This is a genomic window from Pseudomonas sp. TNT2022 ID642 (assembly GCF_028656995.1).
GTDB lineage: Bacteria > Pseudomonadota > Gammaproteobacteria > Pseudomonadales > Pseudomonadaceae > Aquipseudomonas.
Map to the genome: position 1 here is coordinate 1 of NZ_JAMDGW010000024.1, position 21,979 is coordinate 21,979.

At 58.8% G+C, this 21,979-nt stretch carries 23 protein-coding genes; 6 read left to right on the plus strand and 17 right to left on the minus strand.

Annotated elements, in window-relative coordinates; all coding sequences use genetic code 11:
- Positions 1 to 29: 29 nt before the first annotated feature.
- The 7 genes from tauD to M5G26_RS22845 all read right to left on the minus strand — a co-directional run bounded on the left by tauD (position 30) and on the right by M5G26_RS22845 (position 8,504).
- Positions 30 to 872 carry a taurine dioxygenase gene (gene tauD, locus M5G26_RS22815; protein ID WP_273916546.1) on the minus strand — a complete coding sequence of 281 codons (843 nt, stop codon included), beginning with the start codon at positions 870 to 872 and terminating at the stop codon, positions 30 to 32.
- A gap of 142 nt (positions 873 to 1,014) precedes the next feature.
- Complete coding sequence (tauC, locus tag M5G26_RS22820; protein ID WP_122597760.1) at positions 1,015 to 1,854, minus strand: taurine ABC transporter permease TauC; 840 nt, start codon at positions 1,852 to 1,854, stop codon at positions 1,015 to 1,017.
- Positions 1,851 to 2,645, minus strand: coding sequence for a taurine ABC transporter ATP-binding subunit (tauB, locus tag M5G26_RS22825; protein ID WP_134176200.1), 795 nt, complete (start codon positions 2,643 to 2,645; stop codon positions 1,851 to 1,853). The genes tauC and tauB overlap by 4 nt, the downstream gene beginning before the upstream one ends.
- 16 nt (positions 2,646 to 2,661) lie before the next feature.
- Positions 2,662 to 3,639, minus strand: a complete 978-nt coding sequence (gene tauA / locus M5G26_RS22830) for a taurine ABC transporter substrate-binding protein (protein ID WP_273916547.1) — start codon at positions 3,637 to 3,639, stop codon at positions 2,662 to 2,664.
- A 327-nt stretch (positions 3,640 to 3,966) separates the two neighbouring features.
- On the minus strand, positions 3,967 to 5,550 hold the full coding sequence (gene gshA, locus M5G26_RS22835; RefSeq protein WP_273916548.1) for a glutamate--cysteine ligase: 1,584 nt from the start codon (positions 5,548 to 5,550) through the stop codon (positions 3,967 to 3,969).
- A 246-nt stretch (positions 5,551 to 5,796) separates the two neighbouring features.
- Positions 5,797 to 6,180, minus strand: coding sequence for a PaaI family thioesterase (locus M5G26_RS22840; RefSeq protein WP_007917925.1), 384 nt, complete (start codon positions 6,178 to 6,180; stop codon positions 5,797 to 5,799).
- A complete protein-coding gene (locus M5G26_RS22845) occupies positions 6,180 to 8,504 on the minus strand; it encodes a Tex family protein (protein WP_064388986.1) in 2,325 nt (774 codons plus the stop codon). Before M5G26_RS22845 ends, M5G26_RS22840 begins: the two co-directional genes overlap by 1 nt.
- Before the next feature lie 358 nt (positions 8,505 to 8,862).
- Here M5G26_RS22845 and ompR point away from each other — a divergent pair, with 358 nt between their 5' ends.
- Together ompR and M5G26_RS22855 are read left to right on the plus strand one after the other, a co-directional pair.
- Complete coding sequence (ompR, locus tag M5G26_RS22850) at positions 8,863 to 9,603, plus strand: osmolarity response regulator transcription factor OmpR (protein ID WP_122605787.1); 741 nt, start codon at positions 8,863 to 8,865, stop codon at positions 9,601 to 9,603.
- 113 nt (positions 9,604 to 9,716) lie between these two features.
- Positions 9,717 to 11,030: an ATP-binding protein gene (locus tag M5G26_RS22855; protein WP_016986270.1), complete on the plus strand. Its 1,314-nt coding sequence runs from the start codon at positions 9,717 to 9,719 to the stop codon at positions 11,028 to 11,030.
- 201 nt (positions 11,031 to 11,231) lie between these two features.
- Here M5G26_RS22855 and rimK read toward each other — a convergent pair whose 3' ends face one another.
- The 3 genes from rimK to rimA are packed head-to-tail and all read right to left on the minus strand — an operon-like array spanning position 11,232 to position 13,409.
- Positions 11,232 to 12,137, minus strand: a complete 906-nt coding sequence (gene rimK, locus M5G26_RS22860; protein WP_007949201.1) for a 30S ribosomal protein S6--L-glutamate ligase — start codon at positions 12,135 to 12,137, stop codon at positions 11,232 to 11,234.
- Positions 12,134 to 12,613: a retropepsin-like aspartic endopeptidase RimB gene (gene rimB / locus M5G26_RS22865; protein WP_007917936.1), complete on the minus strand. Its 480-nt coding sequence runs from the start codon at positions 12,611 to 12,613 to the stop codon at positions 12,134 to 12,136. The genes rimK and rimB overlap by 4 nt, the downstream gene beginning before the upstream one ends.
- A gap of 16 nt (positions 12,614 to 12,629) precedes the next feature.
- Positions 12,630 to 13,409 (minus strand): S6 modification regulatory phosphodiesterase RimA, encoded by a 780-nt coding sequence (gene rimA, locus M5G26_RS22870; RefSeq protein ID WP_273916610.1) that lies wholly within the window; start codon positions 13,407 to 13,409, stop codon positions 12,630 to 12,632.
- 116 nt (positions 13,410 to 13,525) lie between these two features.
- On the opposite strand from rimA, the gene M5G26_RS22875 reads away from it, so the two are divergent.
- Positions 13,526 to 13,933, plus strand: a complete 408-nt coding sequence (locus M5G26_RS22875; RefSeq protein WP_273916549.1) for an RNA-binding S4 domain-containing protein — start codon at positions 13,526 to 13,528, stop codon at positions 13,931 to 13,933.
- A gap of 121 nt (positions 13,934 to 14,054) precedes the next feature.
- Here the strand turns inward: M5G26_RS22875 and M5G26_RS22880 are convergent, their stop codons facing one another.
- The gene (locus tag M5G26_RS22880; RefSeq protein WP_273916550.1) at positions 14,055 to 14,855 is read right to left on the minus strand and encodes a phosphatase PAP2 family protein; all 801 of its coding nucleotides are present in this window, start codon (positions 14,853 to 14,855) and stop codon (positions 14,055 to 14,057) included.
- Positions 14,856 to 14,960: 105 nt separating this feature from the next.
- Here M5G26_RS22880 and hslO point away from each other — a divergent pair, with 105 nt between their 5' ends.
- Both hslO and M5G26_RS22890 read left to right on the plus strand, forming a co-directional pair.
- Positions 14,961 to 15,863: an Hsp33 family molecular chaperone HslO gene (gene hslO / locus M5G26_RS22885; protein WP_150692905.1), complete on the plus strand. Its 903-nt coding sequence runs from the start codon at positions 14,961 to 14,963 to the stop codon at positions 15,861 to 15,863.
- Between the two features lie 181 nt (positions 15,864 to 16,044).
- On the plus strand, positions 16,045 to 17,586 hold the full coding sequence (locus M5G26_RS22890) for a phosphoenolpyruvate carboxykinase (protein ID WP_273916551.1): 1,542 nt from the start codon (positions 16,045 to 16,047) through the stop codon (positions 17,584 to 17,586).
- Positions 17,587 to 17,643: 57 nt separating this feature from the next.
- On the opposite strand, the gene M5G26_RS22895 is transcribed toward M5G26_RS22890, so the two are convergent.
- The 6 genes from M5G26_RS22895 to M5G26_RS22920 form a co-directional block, all read right to left on the minus strand.
- A complete protein-coding gene (locus tag M5G26_RS22895) occupies positions 17,644 to 18,909 on the minus strand; it encodes a type II toxin-antitoxin system HipA family toxin (protein ID WP_273916552.1) in 1,266 nt (421 codons plus the stop codon).
- Entirely contained in the window at positions 18,906 to 19,397 is a 492-nt protein-coding gene (locus M5G26_RS22900; RefSeq protein ID WP_134176208.1) for a helix-turn-helix domain-containing protein, read from the minus strand. The genes M5G26_RS22895 and M5G26_RS22900 overlap by 4 nt, the downstream gene beginning before the upstream one ends.
- 171 nt (positions 19,398 to 19,568) lie before the next feature.
- A complete protein-coding gene (locus tag M5G26_RS22905; RefSeq protein ID WP_166674972.1) occupies positions 19,569 to 19,730 on the minus strand; it encodes a YhfG family protein in 162 nt (53 codons plus the stop codon).
- A gap of 183 nt (positions 19,731 to 19,913) precedes the next feature.
- The gene (locus M5G26_RS22910; RefSeq protein WP_134176210.1) at positions 19,914 to 20,219 is read right to left on the minus strand and encodes a hypothetical protein; all 306 of its coding nucleotides are present in this window, start codon (positions 20,217 to 20,219) and stop codon (positions 19,914 to 19,916) included.
- 312 nt (positions 20,220 to 20,531) lie between these two features.
- Positions 20,532 to 20,714 (minus strand): antitoxin PaaA2 family protein, encoded by a 183-nt coding sequence (locus M5G26_RS22915; RefSeq protein WP_273916553.1) that lies wholly within the window; start codon positions 20,712 to 20,714, stop codon positions 20,532 to 20,534.
- Positions 20,715 to 20,759: 45 nt separating this feature from the next.
- Positions 20,760 to 21,035: a hypothetical protein gene (locus M5G26_RS22920; RefSeq protein WP_123449446.1), complete on the minus strand. Its 276-nt coding sequence runs from the start codon at positions 21,033 to 21,035 to the stop codon at positions 20,760 to 20,762.
- A 303-nt stretch (positions 21,036 to 21,338) separates the two neighbouring features.
- Between M5G26_RS22920 and M5G26_RS22925 the strand changes: the two genes are divergently transcribed.
- Positions 21,339 to 21,842, plus strand: coding sequence for a polysaccharide deacetylase (locus tag M5G26_RS22925; protein WP_273916554.1), 504 nt, complete (start codon positions 21,339 to 21,341; stop codon positions 21,840 to 21,842).
- Positions 21,843 to 21,979 lie beyond the last annotated feature (137 nt).

Consider the following 21,979-nt stretch of genomic DNA (forward strand, 5'->3'; position numbering starts at 1 on the left):
TAGGGTGAGGGGCTTTTGCTGTTCAAGGCTCAACGAAAAAACGGCACATCCCCCAACACCGTCGCCCGCTGCATCACCCGCCGCGCCGGCCGATAATCATCCACCGCGTAATGCTGCGTTACGCGGTTATCCCAGAACGCAATATCGTCCTGCTGCCAGCGCCAGCGAATGGTGAACTCCGGTCGCGTCGCATGGGCGAACAGAAACTTCAGAATCGCCTCGCTTTCGGTTTCCGACAGCTCATTGATCTTCGACGTAAACCCTTCATTGACGAACAACGAACGCCGGCCACTGACCGGGTGTGTACGAATCACCGGGTGCGACAGCGGTGGATTCTTGCGCCGAGCCTCTTCCCACTGCGCCAACGCTTCAGGCGTATTGCCATAGCGCTCCAGTGGAAACGAGCGAGTGAAGTCGTGAGTCGCGGTCAGCCCTTCGAGCAAGCCTTTGAGCGGCGCCGACAGCGCTTCGTACGCGGCAATGCCGCTGGCCCACAGGGTGTCGCCACCGAACTCCGGCAGTAACTTGGCGCTGAGCACCGCGCCCATCGCCGGCGTCGGCAGAAAGGTCACGTCGGTGTGCCAGATTGCGTTGTCGCGCACGTCGGTGACGGCGGTGTCGAGGATCAGCACTTCCGGTTGTTCCGGTACGTTCGGGTAGATCGGGTGGATGTGCAGATCGCCGAAACAGGCGGCGAAGCGTGCCTGTTGTGGCGGTTCGATTGGCTGGTTGCGGAAGAACAGCACTTGATACTTGAGCAGCGCCTGTTCGATGGCGTCGCGGTGTTCCAGGCTCAGCGGCTGACTGATGTCGACGCCGCTGATTTGCGCGCCTAGGGCGGAGCTTAAGGGGGTGATGTTGAGGCTGCTCATGGTCTTTCTCTTCAATTGCGGTCATCACCCCGTTTAGGAGCTGCCGAAGGCTGCGATCTTTTGATCTTGATCTTTTTAAAAACAAGATCAAAAGATCGCAGCCTTCGGCAGCTCCTACACGGGGATTCAAAAACGGGATGTGTCAGTGGGCCTGGCCGTGCCACGGCACCAGTTTGCGCTGCAGGGCGCGCAGGCCCATTTCCATGGCGAAGGCGATCAGGGCGATGACCAGAATCCCCAGCACCACGACATCAGTGACCAGGAATTGCGCGGCCGACTGCACCATGAAACCCAAGCCGCTGGTGGCAGCAATCAGTTCGGCCGCAACCAGCGTCGACCAGCCAACGCCCAGACCAATGCGCACGCCGGTAAGAATGTCCGGCAAGGCGCTCGGCAAAATCACATGACGAATCAGCTGCACGCGAGTCGCGCCCAACGACTGCGCGGCACGCAATTTCGCTGGATCAACTGTGCGCACGCCGGTAGCCGTGGCGATGGCAATCGGCGCGAAAATCGCCAGATAGATCAGCAGCACTTTCGACAACTCACCGATGCCGCACCAGATCACGATCAGCGGCAGATAAGCCAGCGGTGGAATCGGGCGGTAGAACTCGATCAGCGGATCGAGCACGCCACGGGCGATGCGGTTGGCGCCGATGGCAATGCCCACCGGTACGGCGGTCAGAATCGCAAAACCGAGGCCCAGACCGATGCGGCTCAGACTCGCGCCGAGGTGCTGCCACAGCGTCGAATCCATGTAACCAGTAGTCGCCAGCAACCAGCCCTTTTGCAGCACGGCGGACGGTGGCGGCAGGAACAGCGGCTCGATCAAACCGGTGGCTGTTACGGCCCACCAGATTGCCAACAACGCGAACAGCGTCAGCAGGCTGATCCAGCGCGTGCTGAGGCTGCGGCGTACGGGTATCGCCACGGATGGGGGCGCGGGTTTTACCGCAGCCGAGGAAACGTCGTAACTGCTCATGCGCGCTCCTGCCGTTGCCCGGCGCTGCGTTGCGAGAACACTTTGCTCAGCACGTGTTCGCGGGTTTCGATAAAACGCGGATCGGATTTGATCGCGCGGGCGGACTCACCGGCGGCGTAACGCTGACCGAAGTCCAGATGCAGGCGCTCAACGATCTGCCCCGGATTCGGCGCGAGCAGAATCAGGTCAGTGGCGAGGAACACCGCTTCTTCAATGTCGTGGGTAATCAGGAAAACCGGCTTGGCCGTGCGCTGCCAGACTTGCAGCAACAGCTCCTGCATCTGTTCGCGGGTGAACGCGTCGAGCGCGCCGAAGGGCTCGTCCATCAGCAACACGCGCGGATCAGCGGCGAGCGCGCGGGCGAGGCCGACGCGTTGTTTCTGGCCACCGGAGAGTTGCCAGATACGGCGGCTTTCGAAACCGGAAAGGTCAACCAACGCGAGCATTTCACGGGCGATTTTTTCGCGTTTGTCCCTCGCGACACCGGCCAGTTCGAGACCGAACGCGACGTTGGCCAACACATCCTGCCAAGGCAACAAGGCGTCATCCTGGAACACCACGCCTCGTTCGGCGCTCGGGCCTTTGACCGGCACGCCGTCGAGGGTGATGCGCCCGGCGCTCGGTTCGACGAAACCGGCAATCAGGTTCAACAGCGAAGTCTTGCCACTGCCGGACGGGCCGAGGGCGACCAGCAATTGCTGAGGCCCCAGGGTCAGAGAAATATCCGCCAGCACCGGTGTCGGGCTGCCCGGGTACTGTGCGCTGATGCGCTCCAGCTGTAGCAAGGCCATCGCGGTTAACTCCCGATCAGTTGGTGATGTATTTGGCGCTGACATACGGCGCGTAGTCCGGCAGAACGGCTTCGACCTTGCCTTGCTCCTTGAGGAACGCGGCGGTGTCGGTGATGGCTTTGGTGGTCGGCGCGCCGAGGGTGACGACTTGATCAGCCGCCAGCGGGTAGACGTTGCCTTGCAGCAGCAGCGGAATGTCGCTGGCCTTGGCACCGGAGAGCTTCACCAGTTTGTCGACGTTGGCTTGATCGGCGAGCCAGGCTTTCGGGTCTTTGCGGTAATCGGCGTAGGCGTCGAGGGTGACCTTGGCGAACGCGGTGACGATTTCCGGGTGCTTCTCGGCGAAGTCTTTGCGCACGATCCACGCATCGAAGGTCGGCGCGCCGAACTTGGCCAGTTCGCCGGAGGTGATCAGCACTTTGCCGTTTTCCTTGGCCACGCCCAGCGCCGGGTCCCACACGTAAGTGGCGTCGATGTCACCGCGCTTCCACGCGGCAATGATCGCTGGCGGCGCGAGGTTGAGCACGGTGACTTTCGATGGGTCGATGTTCCAGTGTTTCAGCGCGGCGAGCAGGCTGTAGTGACCGGTGGACACGAACGGCACAGCGATTTTCTTGCCGACCAGATCTTGCGGGGTCTTGATGCCGGAACCGTCGCGCGCGACCAGTGCTTCAGCGGCGCCGATCTGAGTGGCGATGAGGAAGGTTTCAACCGGGACTTTGCGCGTGATCGCGGCGGTCAGCGGGCTCGAACCGAGGTAGCCGATCTGCACATCACCGGAGGCGATGGCAGCGATGATGTCGGCGCCGTTGTCGAACTTGCGCCAGGCGATGTCGGCTTTGGTGGCTTTTTCGTAAGCGCCATCAGCCTGGGCGACTTTCGCTGGGTCAACGGTGGTTTGGTAGGCGACGGTGAGGTCGGCGGCCTGAGCCAGAAAACTCGCGGCAGCCAGAGAGGCTACGGCGAGCAGGCGAAGCGGGAAATTCAGTTTCATTGAACAGCTCCATATCAGGCGACCGAGCGTCGGCGTGAAAGGAGACTAAATGATCTAAGAATCGGTAAATAAATAACTTTTTAGAATGAGCTTATGAGCGGAAAAATCTAAGGCGCGGGGGATTGTGGATATTTCGGATCTTGCGTTCGACGGTAGATCTTTGCCCCCTCACCCCAGCCCTCTCCCCCAGAGGGGCGAGGGGAAAGGGAGCCGATCTTTATGCATTTCAAGGCCTGAGTTCGGCTCGGTATTTCAGGTCGGTGTACTTCGCATCAACAACCCGGTCAGTCCCCTCTCCCACTGGGAGAGGGCTAGGGTGAGGGGCTTTTAGTTACTGATCGCCAAAATACTCGCCTGATACGACCCGACAAACACATCAAAATCGCCCACCTCGTTCTGCTCCAGCTCAGCCTGCGCTGCCAGCGACGTACGCGCCAGCTCTTCAAACTTCGCCTGCTCATCCGTGGTTAACGGCTCGCTACGGAAAAACTCCGCATGCGCCTGGCTCTGACGCAACGAGAACTGCGCAAAGCTTTCCTTGTGCTCAGCCATCGCCGCCAACACCTGCGCGGACGGCGTCAGGGACGGATCACTGACCTTGGCCAGTTGCACGTCCAGTGCCTTGCTGTGCGCATCGCCGCCATGGCTCTGATCCAGCAACGCCGCCAGTGGCGCGATTTGCTCCAGCAGTTCGGCCGCCCAGGTCTTCATCTCCACCGACTCACCGTCACGCTGCAATTGCAGGCCCGGACGGCGACCTTCTTTCACGACGCTGAGGAAGTTCGATGTGGCATTGCCGCACGACGTGTTGGTCAGCAACGGACTGTCGTTGAGCGCGCAATACAGCAGGAACGCGTCGAGGAAGCGCGACTCGGTGAGGTCGATGCCCATCGGCAGGAACGGGTTGATGTCCAGGCAACGCACTTCGACGTACTGAATGCCACGGGCGACCAGCGCCTGAATCGGCCGCTCGCCGGTGTAGGTCACGCGTTTCGGGCGGATGTTGGAGTAATACTCGTTTTCGATTTGCAGGATGTTGGTGTTGAGCTGAACCCACTCACCATCCTTGTGCGTACCGACTTCAACGTACGGTGCGTACGGCGTGGCCACGGCTTTGCGCAGGCTGTCGGTGTAGCTCGCCAGATCGTTGTAGCACGGCGTCAGACCGGCCTGGGCGTTGCTCTGGTAACCGAGGTCGCTCATGCGCAGGCTGGTGGCGTACGGCAGATACAGGGTGTCCGGATCGAGCTGTTCCAACTGATGCGAACGACCACGCAGGAAACCGGCATCCAGCGCTGGCGATGCCCCGAACAGGTACATCAGCAGCCAGCTGTAGCGACGGAAGTTGCGGATCAGTGCGATGTAGGAAAACGACTGAAAATCGCGATCAGTGCCGACAAAACCTTCGGTTTCACGCAGCAACGGCCAGAGCTTTTCCGGCAGGGAGAAGTTGTAGTGAATCCCGGCAATGCACTGCATGGTCTTGCCGTAGCGCAGGGCCAGGCCTTTGCGGTAGACGTACTTGAGCTGACCGATGTTGGAGGTGCCGTAATAGGCGATCGGGATATCTTCCTCGGCCGGCAACGGGCACGGCATCGATGGACTCCACAGGTACTCGTTGCCGAGTTTGCTGTAGGCAAAGCGGTGAATCTTGTCCAGGCTCGCCAGCGTATCAGCCGGATCCGGAAGGGCGGGCGTGATGAATTCCAGCAGCGACTCGGAGTAGTCGGTGGTGATCTGTTCGTTGGTCAGCGCGGAACCCAAGGCTTCGGGGTGCGGCGTTTGCGCCAGGCGACCTTCGCTGGTCACGCGCAGGCATTCACGTTCGATACCGTGCAGGCACTGCTCGAGCAGAGAGAGGTTAGCGCGCTCGCCGAGCAGAGCCAGGCGGCGGTTGAGAAGTTCGCTCAATTTGGATTCCTTCACGCGTCAGTCGCCCCAATATGGGGGTGGGCAGGACGGTCTACAAGGGTGAAGTTGAAACTGGCGTTATCGCCTGGTTTTTCTAACCGGTCAGCCGCACACATACCTGTAGGAGCTGCCGCAGGCTGCGATCTTTTGATTTTGTTTTTCAATAGCAAGATCAAAAGATCGCAGCCTGCGGCAGCTCCTACAGGATTCGTTGCGCCGAAATTAACTCAAAATGATGACCGGTAGCTACAGGACAGCGAACGTGCCTTGCGCTTTTGCGACCAGTTTGTCGCCCTGCATCACGTCGGCTTCCACCACCAGCGTGCGCCGGCCCGGGTGAATCACCCGCGCGGTGCACAGCACCTCACCGTCGGAAACGGCGCGGATATAGTTGATCTTGCACTCGATGGTTGCGCTCTGCTGATCAAAGCCGTGGGTGCTGGAACAGGCCAGCCCCATGGCGATGTCGACCAGACTGAACAGCGCGCCACCGTGCAACTTGCCACCGCGATTGCGCAGTTCCGGTTCCAGCACCAGGGCGACTTGCGCCACCCCGGTTTCCAGGCTGTGCAGGCGGCAGCCCAACAGCTTGAAAAACGCGCTCTCGACGAGCCCGGCCGGAATCTCCATCAGCGTTTCTTCAACTGCTTGGCGTTGGCGAACAACGAGGCCATCGCGTTGTTCACTGGCGCTGCGGTCGCGGTTTCCTTGCGTGGCGCGTTGTTCGAAGGCTGGCGTTGCGCCGAGCCCGGACGCGAGCCACGGGCGCCGTCGATTTTCTCGCCCGGGGTGTCGCCCATGCGCATCGACAGGCCAACGCGTTTGCGCGGGATGTCGACTTCCATGACCTTCACTTTCACCACATCGCCGGCCTTCACCGCTTCACGTGGATCCTTGATGAATTTCTCCGACAACGCCGAAATGTGCACCAGACCGTCCTGATGCACGCCGATGTCGACGAATGCGCCGAACGCGGTCACGTTGGTCACCACGCCTTCGAGGATCATCCCCAGTTGCAGGTCTTTCAGATCTTCGACGCCTTCCTGGAACTCGGCGGTCTTGAACTCTGGACGTGGGTCGCGGCCGGGTTTTTCCAGTTCCTGGATGATGTCGGTGACGGTCGGCAGACCGAAGGTCTCGTCGGTGAATTTCTTCGGATCCAGACGCTTGAGGAACCCGGCATCGCCGATCAGCGAACGGATATCACGGTCGGTTTCAGCGGCAATGCGCTGCACCAGCGGATAGGCTTCCGGGTGCACCGCCGACGAATCCAGCGGGTTGTCGCCGTTCATCACGCGCAAGAAACCGGCGGCCTGTTCGAAGGTTTTTTCGCCCAGACGTGCGACTTTCTTCAGCGCTGCACGGGTTTTGAACGCACCGTGCTCGTCGCGGTGCGCGACGATGTTTTGCGCCAGTGTCGCGTTGAGGCCAGAGATACGGGCCAGCAACGCCACCGAAGCGGTGTTCACATCAACGCCGACGGCGTTCACGCAGTCCTCGACCACAGCGTCCAGACCACGCGCCAGTTTCAACTGCGAGACGTCGTGCTGATACTGGCCGACACCGATGGATTTCGGATCGATTTTCACCAGTTCAGCGAGTGGATCCTGCAGACGGCGGGCGATGGACACCGCGCCACGGATCGACACGTCCAGATCCGGGAATTCCTTGGCCGCCAGTTCCGATGCCGAGTACACCGATGCACCGGCCTCGGAAACCATGACCTTGGTCATTTTCATCGCTGGATATTTTTTGATCAGCTCTATTGCCAGTTTGTCGGTCTCGCGGCTGGCGGTGCCGTTGCCGATGGCGATCAGATCGACCGAGTGCTTGGCGCACAGGGCGGCCAGAATGGCGATGGTCTGATCCCACTTGTTGTGCGGCACGTGCGGATAGACCGTGGCGTGATCGAGCAGTTTGCCGGTCGAGTCGACCACGGCAACCTTGCAGCCAGTACGCAGGCCCGGGTCGAGACCCAGTGTTGCACGCGGGCCGGCCGGGGCGGCCAGCAGCAAGTCGTGCAGGTTGTGTGCGAACACGTTGATCGCTTCGGTTTCGGCGCCGTCACGCAGCTCGCCGAGCAGGTCGGTTTCCAGGTGCGTGTAGAGCTTGACCTTCCACGTCCAGCGCACCACTTCGCCGAGCCATTTGTCGGCCGGGCGGTTTTGGTTCTGGATGTTGAATTGCTGGCCGATCATGCCTTCGCACGGGTGCATGGTGCCGGGCAGTTCGTCGCCGACTTTCAGCGCGGAGCTGAGGATGCCTTCGTTGCGGCCACGGAAAATGGCGAGCGCGCGGTGCGACGGCATGCTTTTCAGTGGTTCGTCGTGTTCGAAGTAATCGCGGAACTTGGCGCCTTCCTCTTCCTTGCCAGCGATGACGCGGGCACTGAGGGTCGCTTCCTGCTTCAGGTAGTTGCGCAGTTTTTCCAGCAGGCTGGCGTCTTCGGCGAAACGTTCCATCAGGATGTATTTGGCGCCTTCGAGGGCTGCCTTGACATCGGCCACGCCTTTTTCGGCATCAACGAAGCGTGCGGCTTCGGTTTCCGGGGCCAGGTTCGGGTCGTTGAACAAGCCGTCGGCCAGGTCGCCGAGGCCGGCTTCCAGGGCGATCTGGCCCTTGGTGCGGCGCTTCTGCTTGTATGGCAAGTACAAGTCTTCGAGGCGGGTCTTGGTGTCGGCGAGTTTGATGTCGCGTTCGAGAGCAGGGGTGAGTTTGCCTTGCTCTTCGATGCTGGCGAGGATGCTGATGCGCCGTTCGTCGAGTTCTCGCAGGTAGCGCAGACGTTCTTCCAGATGACGCAACTGGGTGTCATCGAGGCTGCCGGTGACTTCTTTCCGGTAACGGGCGATGAAGGGAACGGTAGAGCCTTCATCGAGTAGCGCGACGGCCGCTTCGACCTGTTGTGGGCGTACGCCGAGTTCCTCGGCAATGCGGCTGTTGATGCTGTCCATAAAACCACCTGACATATTGTGAAATCAGGCTCGCAGGCACGGAAATAAAGGCCCGGAGTCTGGTTGAGCGGCTAGAAAATTGCCGCTGCCTGGGTCAAAAGGCAGCCCATTGACCCGTGAAATCGAACAATTACTGCGCAGGACAGGAAAAAAAGCCTGCCACCTGCGGTAACGATTCAGACGTTGCCTGGCACAAAACGCCGCGCATTATAACCAGCGTTCTGTCATTCGGGGGCGTCGCAGTCTGTAGGCATAAACCCCGGTTTTCTGGCAGTGAAGGAAAAATCTGCTAACAATGCACACGGTGCGTATAACGGCAGCTACGCCATAATGCGCGCCGAGCTAAAAGGAGCATCCAATGAGCAGCACTGCACAAACTGCTGAAGGCGAAAAAATTCTCATCGTTGACGACGATCCGGGCCTAAGCAGCCTGCTGGAACGTTTTTTCGTCAGCAAGGGCTACCGTGCCCGTACCGTACCGAACACCGAGCAGATGGATCGTCTGTTGTCGCGTGAAGTTTTCAATCTGGTCGTCCTCGACCTGATGCTGCCCGGCGAAGACGGTCTGACCGCTTGCCGCCGCCTGCGTGGCGCGAACAACCAGATCCCGATCATCATGCTCACCGCCAAAGGCGACGAGCTGAGCCGCATCAAGGGTCTGGAACTGGGCGCCGACGATTATCTGGCCAAGCCGTTCAACCCGGACGAGCTGATGGCCCGGGTCAAAGCCGTCTTGCGTCGTCAGGCCGCACCGGTACCGGGCGCGCCGGGCAGTGAAGACGAAAACGTCACCTTCGGTGATTACGTGTTGTCGCTGGCCACCCGCGAACTGAAGCGCGGTGACGAGGTGCACATGCTCACCACCGGTGAGTTTGCGGTACTCAAGGCACTGGTGATGAACGCGCGTCAGCCGCTGACCCGCGACAAACTGATGAACCTGGCCCGTGGCCGCGAGTGGGATGCCCTTGAGCGTTCCATCGACGTGCAGATCTCCCGTCTGCGCCGCATGATCGAGCCTGATGCGTCGAAGCCGCGCTATATCCAGACTGTCTGGGGCGTGGGCTACGTGTTTGTACCCGATGGTGCCGCCACCAAGTGATCGGTGATTTGTAGGAGCGAGTCTGCAGGTTTTGGTCGAACGGCCATGCCCGCAGACTCGCAAACCGCAATATGCGAGCATTGCTCGCTCCTGCAAGTGTGTAGCGGTTATAGATGAAAACCCCCGTCTGGTTCCCCCAAAGTTTTTTCTCCCGCACCCTATGGCTGGTGCTCATCGTCGTGCTGTTTTCCAAGGCGCTGACCCTGGTTTATCTGTTGATGAACGAGGACGTGCTGGTGGACCGCCAATACAGCCACGGCGTCGCCCTGACGCTGCGTGCCTATTGGGCCGCCGATGAAGAAAACCGCGCGAAGATCGCTGATGCCGCGACCCTGATCCGGGTGGTCGGCGCCGGTGTGCCGGAAGGCGAGCAGCACTGGCCGTACAGCGAAATCTATCAGCGGCAGATGCAGGCGGAGCTGGGCGCTGACACCGAAGTGCGCTTGCGTATGCACTCGCCGCCGGCGCTGTGGGTACGCGCGCCGAGCCTTGGTGATGGTTGGCTAAAGGTGCCGTTGTATCCGCACCCGTTGCGCGGCCAGAAAATCTGGAACGTGCTCGGCTGGTTCCTCGCCATCGGCTTGCTGTCGACGGCGTCGGCGTGGATTTTCGTCAGCCAGCTCAACCAACCCTTGAAGCGTCTGGTCTATGCCGCCCGGCAACTCGGTCAGGGTCGCAGCGTACGTCTGCCGATCAGCGATACGCCGAGCGAGATGACCGAGGTCTATCGCGCCTTCAACCAGATGGCCGAAGATGTCGAGCAGGCCGGTCGCGAGCGTGAGTTGATGTTGGCCGGCGTGTCCCACGATTTGCGCACACCGCTGACCCGGTTACGGCTGTCGCTGGAGTTGATGGGCGATCGCAACGACCTCACCGACGACATGGTGCGTGACATCGAAGACATGGACGCGATCCTCGACCAGTTCCTCGCGTTTATTCGTGATGGTCGCGACGAGTCGGTGGAGGAAGTGGATCTGACTGATCTGGTGCGCGAGGTCGCTGCGCCGTACAACCAGAATGAAGAGAAGGTGCGTTTGCGTCTGGAGCCGATCCAGCCGTTTCCACTGCGTCGGGTATCGATGAAGCGCTTGCTCAATAACCTGATCGGCAACGCCTTGAACCATGCCGGCGGTAGCGTGGAAGTCGCGGCTTATGTGTCCGGTGACGTCAGTGCGCCTTATGTGGTGCTGAGCGTGATGGACCGTGGCGCCGGGATTGATCCTTCGGAACTGGAGGCGATTTTCAACCCGTTTACCCGAGGCGATCGTGCCCGGGGCGGTAAGGGAACCGGCTTGGGGTTGGCGATCGTGAAGCGGATTGCTTCGATGCACGGCGGCAATGTTGAATTGCGTAACCGGTCCGGGGGGGGGTTGGAGGCGCGGGTGAGGTTGCCTTTGGGATTGATGCTGCCGCGAGATGCTGTGTAGATCAAAAGCCCCTCACCCCAGCCCTCTCCCCGAGGGAGAGGGAGCTGACCGAGGTGTCTGGCGTCATACATCGACCTGCAAAAATCGGTCGATTATGGATTCAGCAGTGCTCGTTCAAGTCGGCGTACTTCTTCAATATCCCCCAATCAGTCCCCTCTCCCTATGGGAGAGGGTTAGGGTGAGGGGCTTTTGCTCTTTGCTTTAGCCCTTGCCTTTGGTGCGAGTCATATTCGGCCCGCCATTCTTCTCAAGATGCTCAATGATGATCCCCGCCACATTCTTCCCCGTGGTGGTCTCGATCCCTTCCAGACCCGGTGACGAATTCACTTCCATCACCAACGGCCCGTGATTGGAACGCAGGATATCCACACCCGCCACCGCCAGGCCCATGACCTTGGCCGCGCGCAATGCGGTCATGCGCTCTTCCGGGGTGATCTTGATCAGGCTGGCGCTGCCGCCACGATGCAGGTTGGAGCGGAACTCGCCCGGTTTGGCCTGACGCTTCATCGCTGCGATGACTTTGTCACCGACCACGAAGCAGCGAATATCTGCACCACCCGCTTCCTTGATGTACTCCTGAACCATGATGTTCTGCTTCAGGCCCATGAAGGCCTCGATCACCGATTCCGCCGCCGTGGCGGTTTCGCACAACACCACACCGATACCTTGAGTGCCTTCCAGCACCTTGATCACCAGCGGCGCGCCGTTGACCATGTCGATCAAATCGGGAATGTCGTCCGGCGAGTGAGCAAACCCGGTGACCGGCAGACCGATGCCGCGCCGCGACAGTAGTTGCAGCGAACGCAACTTGTCCCGCGAACGGGCAATGGCCACCGATTCATTGAGCGGGAACACCCCCATCATTTCGAACTGGCGCAACACCGCGCAACCATAAAACGTCACCGACGCACCGATCCGCGGGATCACCGCATCGAAGCCTTCCAGCGGTTTGCCGCGATAGTGGATCTGCGGCTTGTGGCTGGCGATGTTCATGTAGGCGCGCAAGGTGTCGATCACTACCATTTCATGCCCGCGCTCGGTTCCGGCTTCGACCAGACGGCGGGTGGAATACAGACGCGGGTTCCGCGACAGCACAGCGATCTTCATGCAACACCTGTGGAGGAGGTAGATACCGGGAACACCGGCTTGTCTTGTACATATTTGATACCCGGATTGACCACCAACTGGCCATCGATCAGGGCTTTGGAACCGAGCAGCAGGCGGTAGCGCATCGACTTGCGGCAGGCGAGGGTGAACTCGACCGGCCACACTCGATCGCCCAGGGCCAGGGTGGTGCTGATCACGTAGCGCACCTGCGCATGGCCGTTGGAGCTTTTGATGGTCTTGCGCGTCACCAGCGGCGCTTCACAGCGGCGGTGACGCAACTGCACCACCGTGCCCAGGTGCGCGGTAAAGCGCACCCACTTCTCGCCATCGCGTTCGAACGGCTCGATGTCGGTGGCGTGCAGGCTGGAGGTGCTGGCGCCGGTGTCGATCTTCGCCCGCAGGCCGGCGACTCCCAAATCCGGAAGCGCCACCCACTCGCGCAGACCGACAACGGTCAAATGGTCAAATGTCTTCAATGGAAAAAACCAACGATTAACGCGTCCAGGCCTCAGGTGAAACCTGGGCCAACGCTTTGAATGCAGGTTTGGCGAACCAGTAGCCCTGCATCAGAAATATTCCACAGTCCGCCAGGAAATCCCGTTCTCCGGCGCTCTCAATGCCTTCGGCAATGACTGTAACGTCCAACTCCGCACAGATTGTGACAATCCCCCGAACGATCGCCTGACGAACACGGTCTTGATCGACATCGCGGATCAGCGCCATGTCGAGTTTGATCAGGTCCGGTTGGAAATCAGCCAGCAGATTGAGCCCCGAATAACCGGCACCGAAATCGTCGATGGCGGTCTTGAAGCCGAATTCGCGGTATTCACGCAGAATATTGGTCAAATGGCGATAGTTATCTACGTGCTCGCTTTCCAGGGTTTCGAAAATCAGCCGGTCGATAGGGAAACGGTGTTTTTTTGCTGCCTCGAGCGTACTGCGAATGCACAGCTCTGGACGATAGACCGCGTTGGGCATGAAGTTGATCGACAAGTGTGTCTGCATATTTAGATTGGCCGCGCCTTCGATGGCGCGGGTCCGGCAGAGCTGGTCGAAACGGTAGCGGTTTTCTTCTGTAACCTGATCCAACACAGTGAATGCGCCTTCACCGGCCACACCACGGACCAACGCTTCATGGGCAAAAACCGACTGATTGCGCAGATCGACGATGGGCTGGTAGGCGAAGGAAAAATCGAAGCCCAGCGGCTCGCTCTGCTGGCAGGCCTGGCAACCGGCCTTGGGCGAGATTAATGAAGATGGAAATTTAGTCACTCGATCACTCCATGGCGATGCACCGGCCAAGATCACAGTCTATCTGGAGGGCCGAGTTCTTGCGCCCGACAGAAACGGTAGTACAGTTCCGACTACTGGCTGAACGAGGAATTCACATGGCGCAAAAACAGGAAGAGGACGACAAGGTCCGTCTCGACAAATGGCTGTGGGCCGCGCGTTTTTACAAAACCCGTGCCTTGGCCAAAGCGGCGATCGAAAGCGGCAAGGTGCATTGTAGCGGTGAACGCTGCAAGCCTGGCAAAGAGCCGCGCATTGGCGATGAGTTCGAGATTCGTACCGGGTTTGAAGTCCGCACGGTGAAGGTCGAGGCGTTGTCGATTGTGCGACGCGGCGCACCGGAGGCGCAGACGTTGTACGCGGAGACCGAGGCAAGTATTGCCAAGCGTGAAGCGGCTGCGGCGATGCGCAAGGCGGGCGCGCTGGGCGTTACCACGGATGGCAAACCGAGCAAAAAACAGCGGCGGGATTTGTTCAAGTTTCGCGGCGGCAGTAACGACGAATAATCGCGTTGTTGGTGCTGGCCTCTTCGCGAGCAGGCTCGCTCCCACAGAAGATTGCATTCCAATGTGGGAGCGAGCCTGCTCGCGAATCGAGGGCGCAGCCCTCGCCGAAGACAGTTCGGTATCAGGCGCTACGCACCACACTCATCCGCGCAACCAGCGGCAACTTGCCCAGTAACGCAAAGATCGGCGCCGTTACCTTCAGCCAGAAGTTCGAGGCGTGATACGCAAACGGCGTGTAGTAACCCCAACCCAACGCCCACACCGCCAGCAACACACCACCGATGTAATCGTCCTGACCCCAATGCGCACCGGCCACCAGTCGCGGCAGCATGAACAACAGCGCCAAGCCCCAGATCGTCACAAACTGGCCGACCGTGCGGCTGAACACACCCATGAACAATGCCCAGATCAGCAACACGGAAGCATGGTCTCCCGGGAAACTCTGGCCCGAGCGATCCTTCAGCTCCCAGGTTTTTTCCAGATGCGGGAAGTAATCGCTGATATGCACCGCGCCTTCCAGCACCATCGAAGGGCTGCTGTGTTGCCAGTCCATATGGTCGGCGAACTTGGAAAACAGCGCGCGGATCACCACCATCAACAGCAGGATCGAGAAAAAACCGAAGAAGGCGCGACGCACGTCAATGGCCTTGAACACCCAGTCGCCCTTGATCAGCAGCATCAGCAGGATCAGTCCGACCACAATGTCGAACGGTCGCAGACTTGCAATTGCCCAGATGTGGAGCCATATCGGGTTGCTGGCCAGCGGTGCATTGAGTGAGCGGAACAGCCACTCGTCGAAAATCACACACAGCGAGTTGCCCGTAGGCCATAACCAGAAAGCCAGTAGCGCCAACGGCACTACGTTGCACAGAACCAGCCGGCCGAGGTTCCACCTTGATTGGAACAAACCCGGATTGTTCATAAAATGCCTCCCATGGCAGAGCAGTCGGCACCAAAAAGGGTGCCAAGAAGCGCAAATTTTCACGTCTTGTAACCATTTTGTCACCACATTCAGATACCCAGACCTATGACCGACCTACCGGATACCGATTTCACCCAACGTTTCATCTTCGATGACAGCGATACGCGCGGCGAACTGGTTGCGCTTGAGCGCAGCTACGCCGAAGTCCTTGCCAAGCACCCGTACCCGGAGCCGGTCGCGCAACTGCTGGGCGAATTGATGGCGGCAGCCTCGTTGCTGGTCGGCACACTGAAGTTCGACGGCTTGCTGATTCTGCAGGCGCGTTCCGAAGGGCCGATTCCGATGCTGATGATCGAGTGCTCCAGTGAGCGCGAAATCCGTGGCCTGGCGCGTTACAACGCCGAGCAGATCGCGGCGGACGCGACCCTCGCCGACCTGATGCCGAATGGCGTTCTGGCCCTGACAGTCGACCCGACTGTCGGCCAGCGTTACCAGGGCATCGTCGATCTCGACGGCGAAACCCTGTCTGACTGCTTCACCAATTACTTCGTCATGTCGCAACAGGTCGGCACGCGTTTCAAGCTGTTTGCCGACGGCCGTCGTGCCCGTGGTCTGCTGTTGCAGCAACTGCCGGCCGATCGCCTGAAAGACGAAGAAGACCGCGCCGCCAGCTGGCAGCACATTACGGCGCTGGCCAGCACCTTGACCGCCGATGAGTTGTTGAGCCTGGACAACGAAACCGTGTTGCATCGCCTCTACCATGAAGAGCAGGTTCGCTTGTTCGATGTGCAGAACCTGCGCTTCCGTTGCAGTTGCTCGCGGGAACGCTCGGGCAATGCGCTGGTCAGTCTGGGTCTGGAAGATGCGCAAGCGTTGGTCGCCGAACAAGGTGGCAAAGTCGAGATCGATTGCCAGTTCTGCAACGAGCGCTACGAGTTCGACGCAGCCGATATTGCTCAATTGTTCGCTGGCGCAGGCGTCGACACGCCGTCAGATACCCGGCACTAAAACGGTTCAGCGCAGGTAAATTCACTGCGTAACGACGGAATTTCGCCGTTACGACGGGAGGACCCTACTCTTTTTGGGCTTTTCTGGCATAATCCGGCCCACTTTTTTCGCGGTAGTAGTGCACGACTTTCTACTACAAAACGTTTGGAGCACACTCGGCCACTGGCCGACGGGGAACCTCATGACGCAAGCCAATAACGCCGTGTACACCGATCTGAGTGTTGATGATCTGGTTAAAGAAGCCCTGAACCGCGGTGAGGGCGAGCTTGCCGATACCGGCGCTCTGGTTGTTCGCACTGGTCACCGCACCGGTCGTTCGCCTGTTGACCGTTTCATCGTTGAAGAGCCTTCCACCCAGGCCGCTATTGCCTGGGGCCCGATCAACCGCAAGTTCCCGGCCGACAAGTTCGACGCGCTGTGGGCTCGCGTAGAAGCATTCAACAACGCGCAAGAGCACTTTGTGTCCCACGTGCATGTAGGCGCGGCGGAAGATCACTACCTGGCCGTGAAAATGACCACCCAGACTGCCTGGCAGAATCTGTTCGGTCGTTGCCTGTTCATCAACCCGGCCCAGTACAACCCGGCCGGTCGTGAAGAGTGGCAAGTGCTCAACGTGGCCAACTTCGAGTGCGTGCCTGAGCGTGACGGCACCAACTCCGACGGTTGCGTGATCCTCAACTTCGCACAGAAGAAAGTGCTGATCGCTGGCATGCGTTACGCCGGTGAGATGAAGAAAGCCATGTTCTCCGTGCAGAACTTCCTGCTGCCGGCCGCTGACGTGCTGCCAATGCACTGCGCTGCCAACATCGGCGAAGAAGGCGACGTGACCCTGTTCTTCGGTCTGTCGGGCACCGGTAAAACCACTCTCTCGGCCGACGAAAGCCGTTACCTGATCGGTGACGACGAACACGGCTGGGGCGAAGGCGTGGTGTTCAACATCGAAGGCGGTTGCTATGCCAAGTGCATCGACCTCTCCGAGAAGAACGAGCCGGTTATCTGGAAAGCCATCAAGCACGGCGCTGTGCTGGAAAACGTCGTCATCGACGACGCCAAGCACGCCGACTACGCCGATGTCAGCCTGACCCAGAACAGCCGCGCGGCCTACCCGCTGGAGCACGTTGCCAAGCGTTCCGAGCACAACCTCGGTGGCGAGCCAAACGCTGTAATCTTCCTGACCTGCGACCTGACCGGCGTACTGCCGCCAGTGTCGATCCTCAACGAAGAACAAGCGGCCTACCACTTCCTGTCCGGCTACACCGCGCTGGTGGGCTCGACTGAAATGGGTTCGGGCAGCGGCATCAAGTCGACCTTCTCCACCTGCTTCGGCGCACCGTTCTTCCCGCGCCCGGCTGGCGAATACGCAGAACTGCTGATCAAGCGCATCCGCGGCTTCGGCTCCAAGGTTTACCTGGTCAACACCGGCTGGACCGGCGGCGGCTACGGCGTCGGCAAACGCTTCAACATCCCGACCACCCGCGCAGTGATCGCTGCGATCCAGAGCGGCGCGCTGATCGGTGCCGCCACTGAGCACCTCGACACCATCAACCTCGACGTGCCACTGGCCGTACCGGGCGTTGAAACCAACCTGCTCAACCCGCGCAACACCTGGGCTGACAAGGCTGCGTATGACGAGGCTGCGAAAGCACTGGCCGGTCTGTTCATCGAGAACTTCAAGAAGTTCGAAGTGAACGACGCGATCAAGGCTGCTGGGCCGAAGTTGTAAGATTGGTTTGTAGCGAATGAAAAAGCCGCCTTTTGAGGGCGGCTTTTTTGTGGGTGATTAGAAGGTACGAAAAGCAAGCGCCATCCTTTCCTGCTCACTTCTGGACATCCCAAGCGCATTAGCGATCTCCGGCCAAAGACGGATCACGTCTTGAATGCGCTCAATGATATGTGTTGAGTCCTCACGACTAACCCGAAAATACCCCGCGACTTCCCTCGCCAGCTCCAAGTCCAGCGCATTGTCAGAATCAGTGATGTTCAGCTTCAACCCATCCGCATGTGCCACCGGATTCATGTCATACGCTGCGGACAACCGCCATCCCCGACCAGGATCCAGAATAAAACCATGGTTTCGCAGGTGGTCGTCGGTGTTGGAGACCAGGATGTTGAAGACGATTCGCGACCAGAGTTCACGGAGGTCGGTGTTGGGTTCCGAGCCGTGTTCCATGATGACTTCCGCTAACTCTAGATAGCTGGCGCCGGTTGAGGCGTCGTCGCCGTCGACGCGGTTTGTCATGGTCATGGCTGATGCGAAGTGATGTCGGCCGCCGTGTTCGGTTCGGTCGAAACGCTTCACCAGGAAGCAGTGGTGATCGCTTGCGTAGCGTCGGGCCATGCCGGTCGCAACACGTAGACCACAGTTGAGCGCCAAAGCGTTTACTACAAATTCCCAACCACCAACATCGTAGTCATCTCTCGTACTTGGGAATTTGGCGATCCACAGTTGACCGAACTCGTCGACGACGCTGGCTTTCGGTCTTGCGCCGCCCAGTGAGCCGCCGGGTGCAATGAGCATTCTTAGCCATTCGCGGCCCTCGCTGGCTGTGTTGTCCCTATCGTTTTCCAGGGCGAGACTTGCCTGCTCTAACGCGCGTAGCTCGACAAAGGGTGGAGCTGCAACGCCGTCGCGGTCGTCGAGGAAGTTGCCCTCTTCATTGAGTTTGTAGCGAAGGGCGCCGACACGGAAAAGGTCGTGCACGCCAAGCAGGTAATCGGATTCGAACAGCTTGCTGTCCTTGGGAATCAAGCCGTCGCGAATGTCCCTTTCCAAGCGGCGTTTCATCAGCAGTTGCCCCCAGCGATCAGGACTTGAATCTGCAAAGACGCCAAAACGTGTCTGATGTTGGCCAGGGAATTGGCGGCCTTCAAAAAGTCCGATTCGAGGGTCTAGCGTTGTGAGATTCAACTCAGGATCGGCCAACGCTTTCGGGTCGTACTCAAATTCGAACACGTTGGTGTTGCGTGTTTTCCTCGCATGCAGAAATCCGAGGCGTCTGGCGCCTTTCAAGGATTCCCAGTCTGCATAAACAGCAATCAGCGTCATTCTTCACCTGTTGGGGGGCCGGCCTTTTTCTTCTTCAAAAGGCTGGAGAGTGAGTGTGTGTTGAAAGGGAAGTCAGCCGGAATTTTCGTGGTAGTCGCGGCGTCGATGACGTCTGAGCTCCCGGAATTTTCGGATGGGCCATTTTTTGCCGTGCTGACTCCTCGCACTCGCTGGGGCTTTTTGGTCGCGGCGCGTGATGCAGGCATTAGCTGCGCATCCTGCAACTGGCGACCCATTTCATCGGCTGCAGCGAGTTTGTTCAGATCCTTCTCCAACCCCAATACTTGCATGACCGAAAGGTAGGCGCCGATGGTCACTCCTGATCCTCCCGTCTCCACATTGCGCAAGGTCGTCAGCGACATGCCAGATCGTTCAGCGACTTGCTTGGCCGTCAATTTGCGGCGCAGGCGAGCCAGCTTCAGGCGTTCGCCAAAGTCGACCAGAAGTCGAGCAGTAGAGGGCAAAAGCGGCGCTGTTTTTTTGGCCATGTGGCAGTATTCCTTCATTTTTTAACCTTAACTGCCAAAATAATAGCACTTAAGATGAAAAATGCAGGGGTGGTCGAATCTGCAGTGTTCGAGTTTTTAAATGGCATTATTCCAACTGTTTTTAACGTATACAGCCAGAATACTGCCACTTATGGCATCTGTGATTTCCAGTCAGTTTTTGTTTCTACGGTGTTTCTCGAGCGCTGACTCACGCAAAGGAAGCGTCTTGTCTGTATCGGTGCGCTGGGTGTCAAAACCTTCAAGATGAAGGCTGGCCAGATAGTTCGAACGGCGTACCTTGTCGAAGTAGGCTTGCTTTTGTTCAAACGACAACGCGGTCTCGTCATCTGTGTTCGGTGTAAAAGTCGGACTGGAAGCGCGACGCTCTCTGCGTAAGATCTCGTCCATTTCCTGGACGCTTTCCATCAGCTCATCAAAAAATTTGCTCATGGTTACTCCGATGGTTAATTGCCCTATTTACCGCTCTCGACGGATAGGTGAGAGCGGTGTGATCACTCAAGCTCCGCTCGGAGCTTTCCAGTTGAGCATCCGCTGCTGCGCAACCTGCAGCAGGTCACAGCCATCCTGCGTCAGCAGATAGAGGGCGTGGGTGATGTGGGGGATGTCTTCGACGTCGGCTTGTTTGAAGCTGAGGCAGTAGAGGGTGCGTAGCAGGTCGCTTGAAGCACGCAGGCGCTGGACGGCGCATTCGAGGATGTCTTGCGGGTTGGCGGCTGTATCGATGAGCAGAGGCTTGGTGTCGGTGAGATTGGATTCGAGTGGGCGGTAGCGTTCGGTAAGAAACTGATTCCATGTTTTCATTTTTAGATATCTCTGAAGGTATCGAAAAACCGCTGCTACCGTGACCAAGCGGTGGAGGCGGGCTGTGTTCAAGTTGGTCAAACCGGCAGAGATAACCCGGTACGCCGAAGCGTCCCAAACACAGCCGCCATTAAGCGTGCCGACAGAATGTGCTGGCAGCATACAAGGGCATGCATCAGTTATCTCTGTTTCAGGTGACCAAACCTGAGCCGCTGATTAGCAGCGACAGCCACGACTATAGAGATCAGCTACACGAAGCCGATAGAAGACAAGGAGTCTGTCTTTGTAGGAACGGGACGTAGATTTGATAGGTCATCGCCGCTGATCGACCTTCTGTTTTAAACGAGCGCGTTTATCAGCCATCAATGCTCTGGATACCTCATCGGGAATGCCGGGGCGAGGATCATCCAGGCTGGCTTGAACCTGTCGGATGAACCAAGCCGTGTAGGCATCCTCTTCACTCGGTGGATCGAACTGATCGTTCGTAACATTCATTGTTGGATTCCTGCCCAAGGAGATATAGCGCTGACCTGGAGTGATCTAGTTGTACGCCGACTGCGCTGGCCTCTGCTTGGCCACTTCAAGCAAGTCGCAACCATCCTGCACCAGCAGATAAAGCGCGTTAACGATGTTGGGAATATCTTTCACGTCAGCCTGTTTGAAACATAAGCAGTAGAGCGTTTCCAGCAAATCACCGGCCGCGCGTAAACGCTGATCGGCGGCATTGATCAGATCCGTCTGGCTTGAGTGGCTGTCGATAAGCAGTACCGGGTTTTCGCTGTAGCAAGTCTTGAGCGGGCGATAGCGGTTGATCATGGTGAGGCGTGTCCTGTTCGAAGGCGCTGGGGCGGGCCGGCGGATTGTTTGCAGCTGCGCCGGTCACTATAGAAGGGCGTTTCTCTGTGGAACAAGACAGCCGCAATGGACAGCATTCGTAGGGGTTTTTCCGTGTTTTGAGGAAATGCCCTACGTGTTTTCGCAGCTTTTTCAGGCCAAAACCCTTAGGCGTAATAATTCCTACGTGATTGTCAGGCGATTCGCGGTAAACCGCTGTATCGTGCGCGCCAGAATCTGTAGGGCGTTTCCAAACGTCTGACACGCGCTTAAAGGGAATTAGGTATGCACTGGCTACGAATGGCCGCGATTTTATTGTTAGGGCTGAGCACTTGCCGTTTGACCATGGCCTCTGACGTTGGCAATGCATGGGTGCTGGATCGTCTCGATCGCACCGACTGGCCGGAGGCAATCATCAGCCAGGCGAGCATGGACACGGCGTCGCGCGGTGAGGTGTTGATGTTCGCCAAAGCCCTGTTGGCCAGCGAAGCACTGGATGAGGAAGGGCTTGAGCAGCGACTCGGTGTGCCGCACGTGCAACTGAAGTCGATTCGCCACGTGCGCGACGGCCTCTGGGAGGGCTTGTTGAGCACCTATCGCAATGCCAGTCAGAACTGTGATGAACAACCGTTCTGCCCGCGTGTGCGCAGCGTCGCTGACCTGCGCCAGTTAGCGGCAGCATTCACCGGCGACATCAGCCCGGCTCATGCGCTGTGGGCGAGCAAGAGCCAAGGCGTGCATGAGCAGATGCTGAATGAGCAGTTGCGGGTGGCGGTTTTGCGTCCCTGACTTTTTAATTTTGTGGTGTGGCGGCTGGCCTCTTCGCGAGCAGGCTCGTTCCCACAGAGTCCCCCGGTGTTCGTGGCATCCGCTGTATCATTCCGAATCGATTTGGCCCCGACCTTTTCTCGACTCGCTGCGATCGC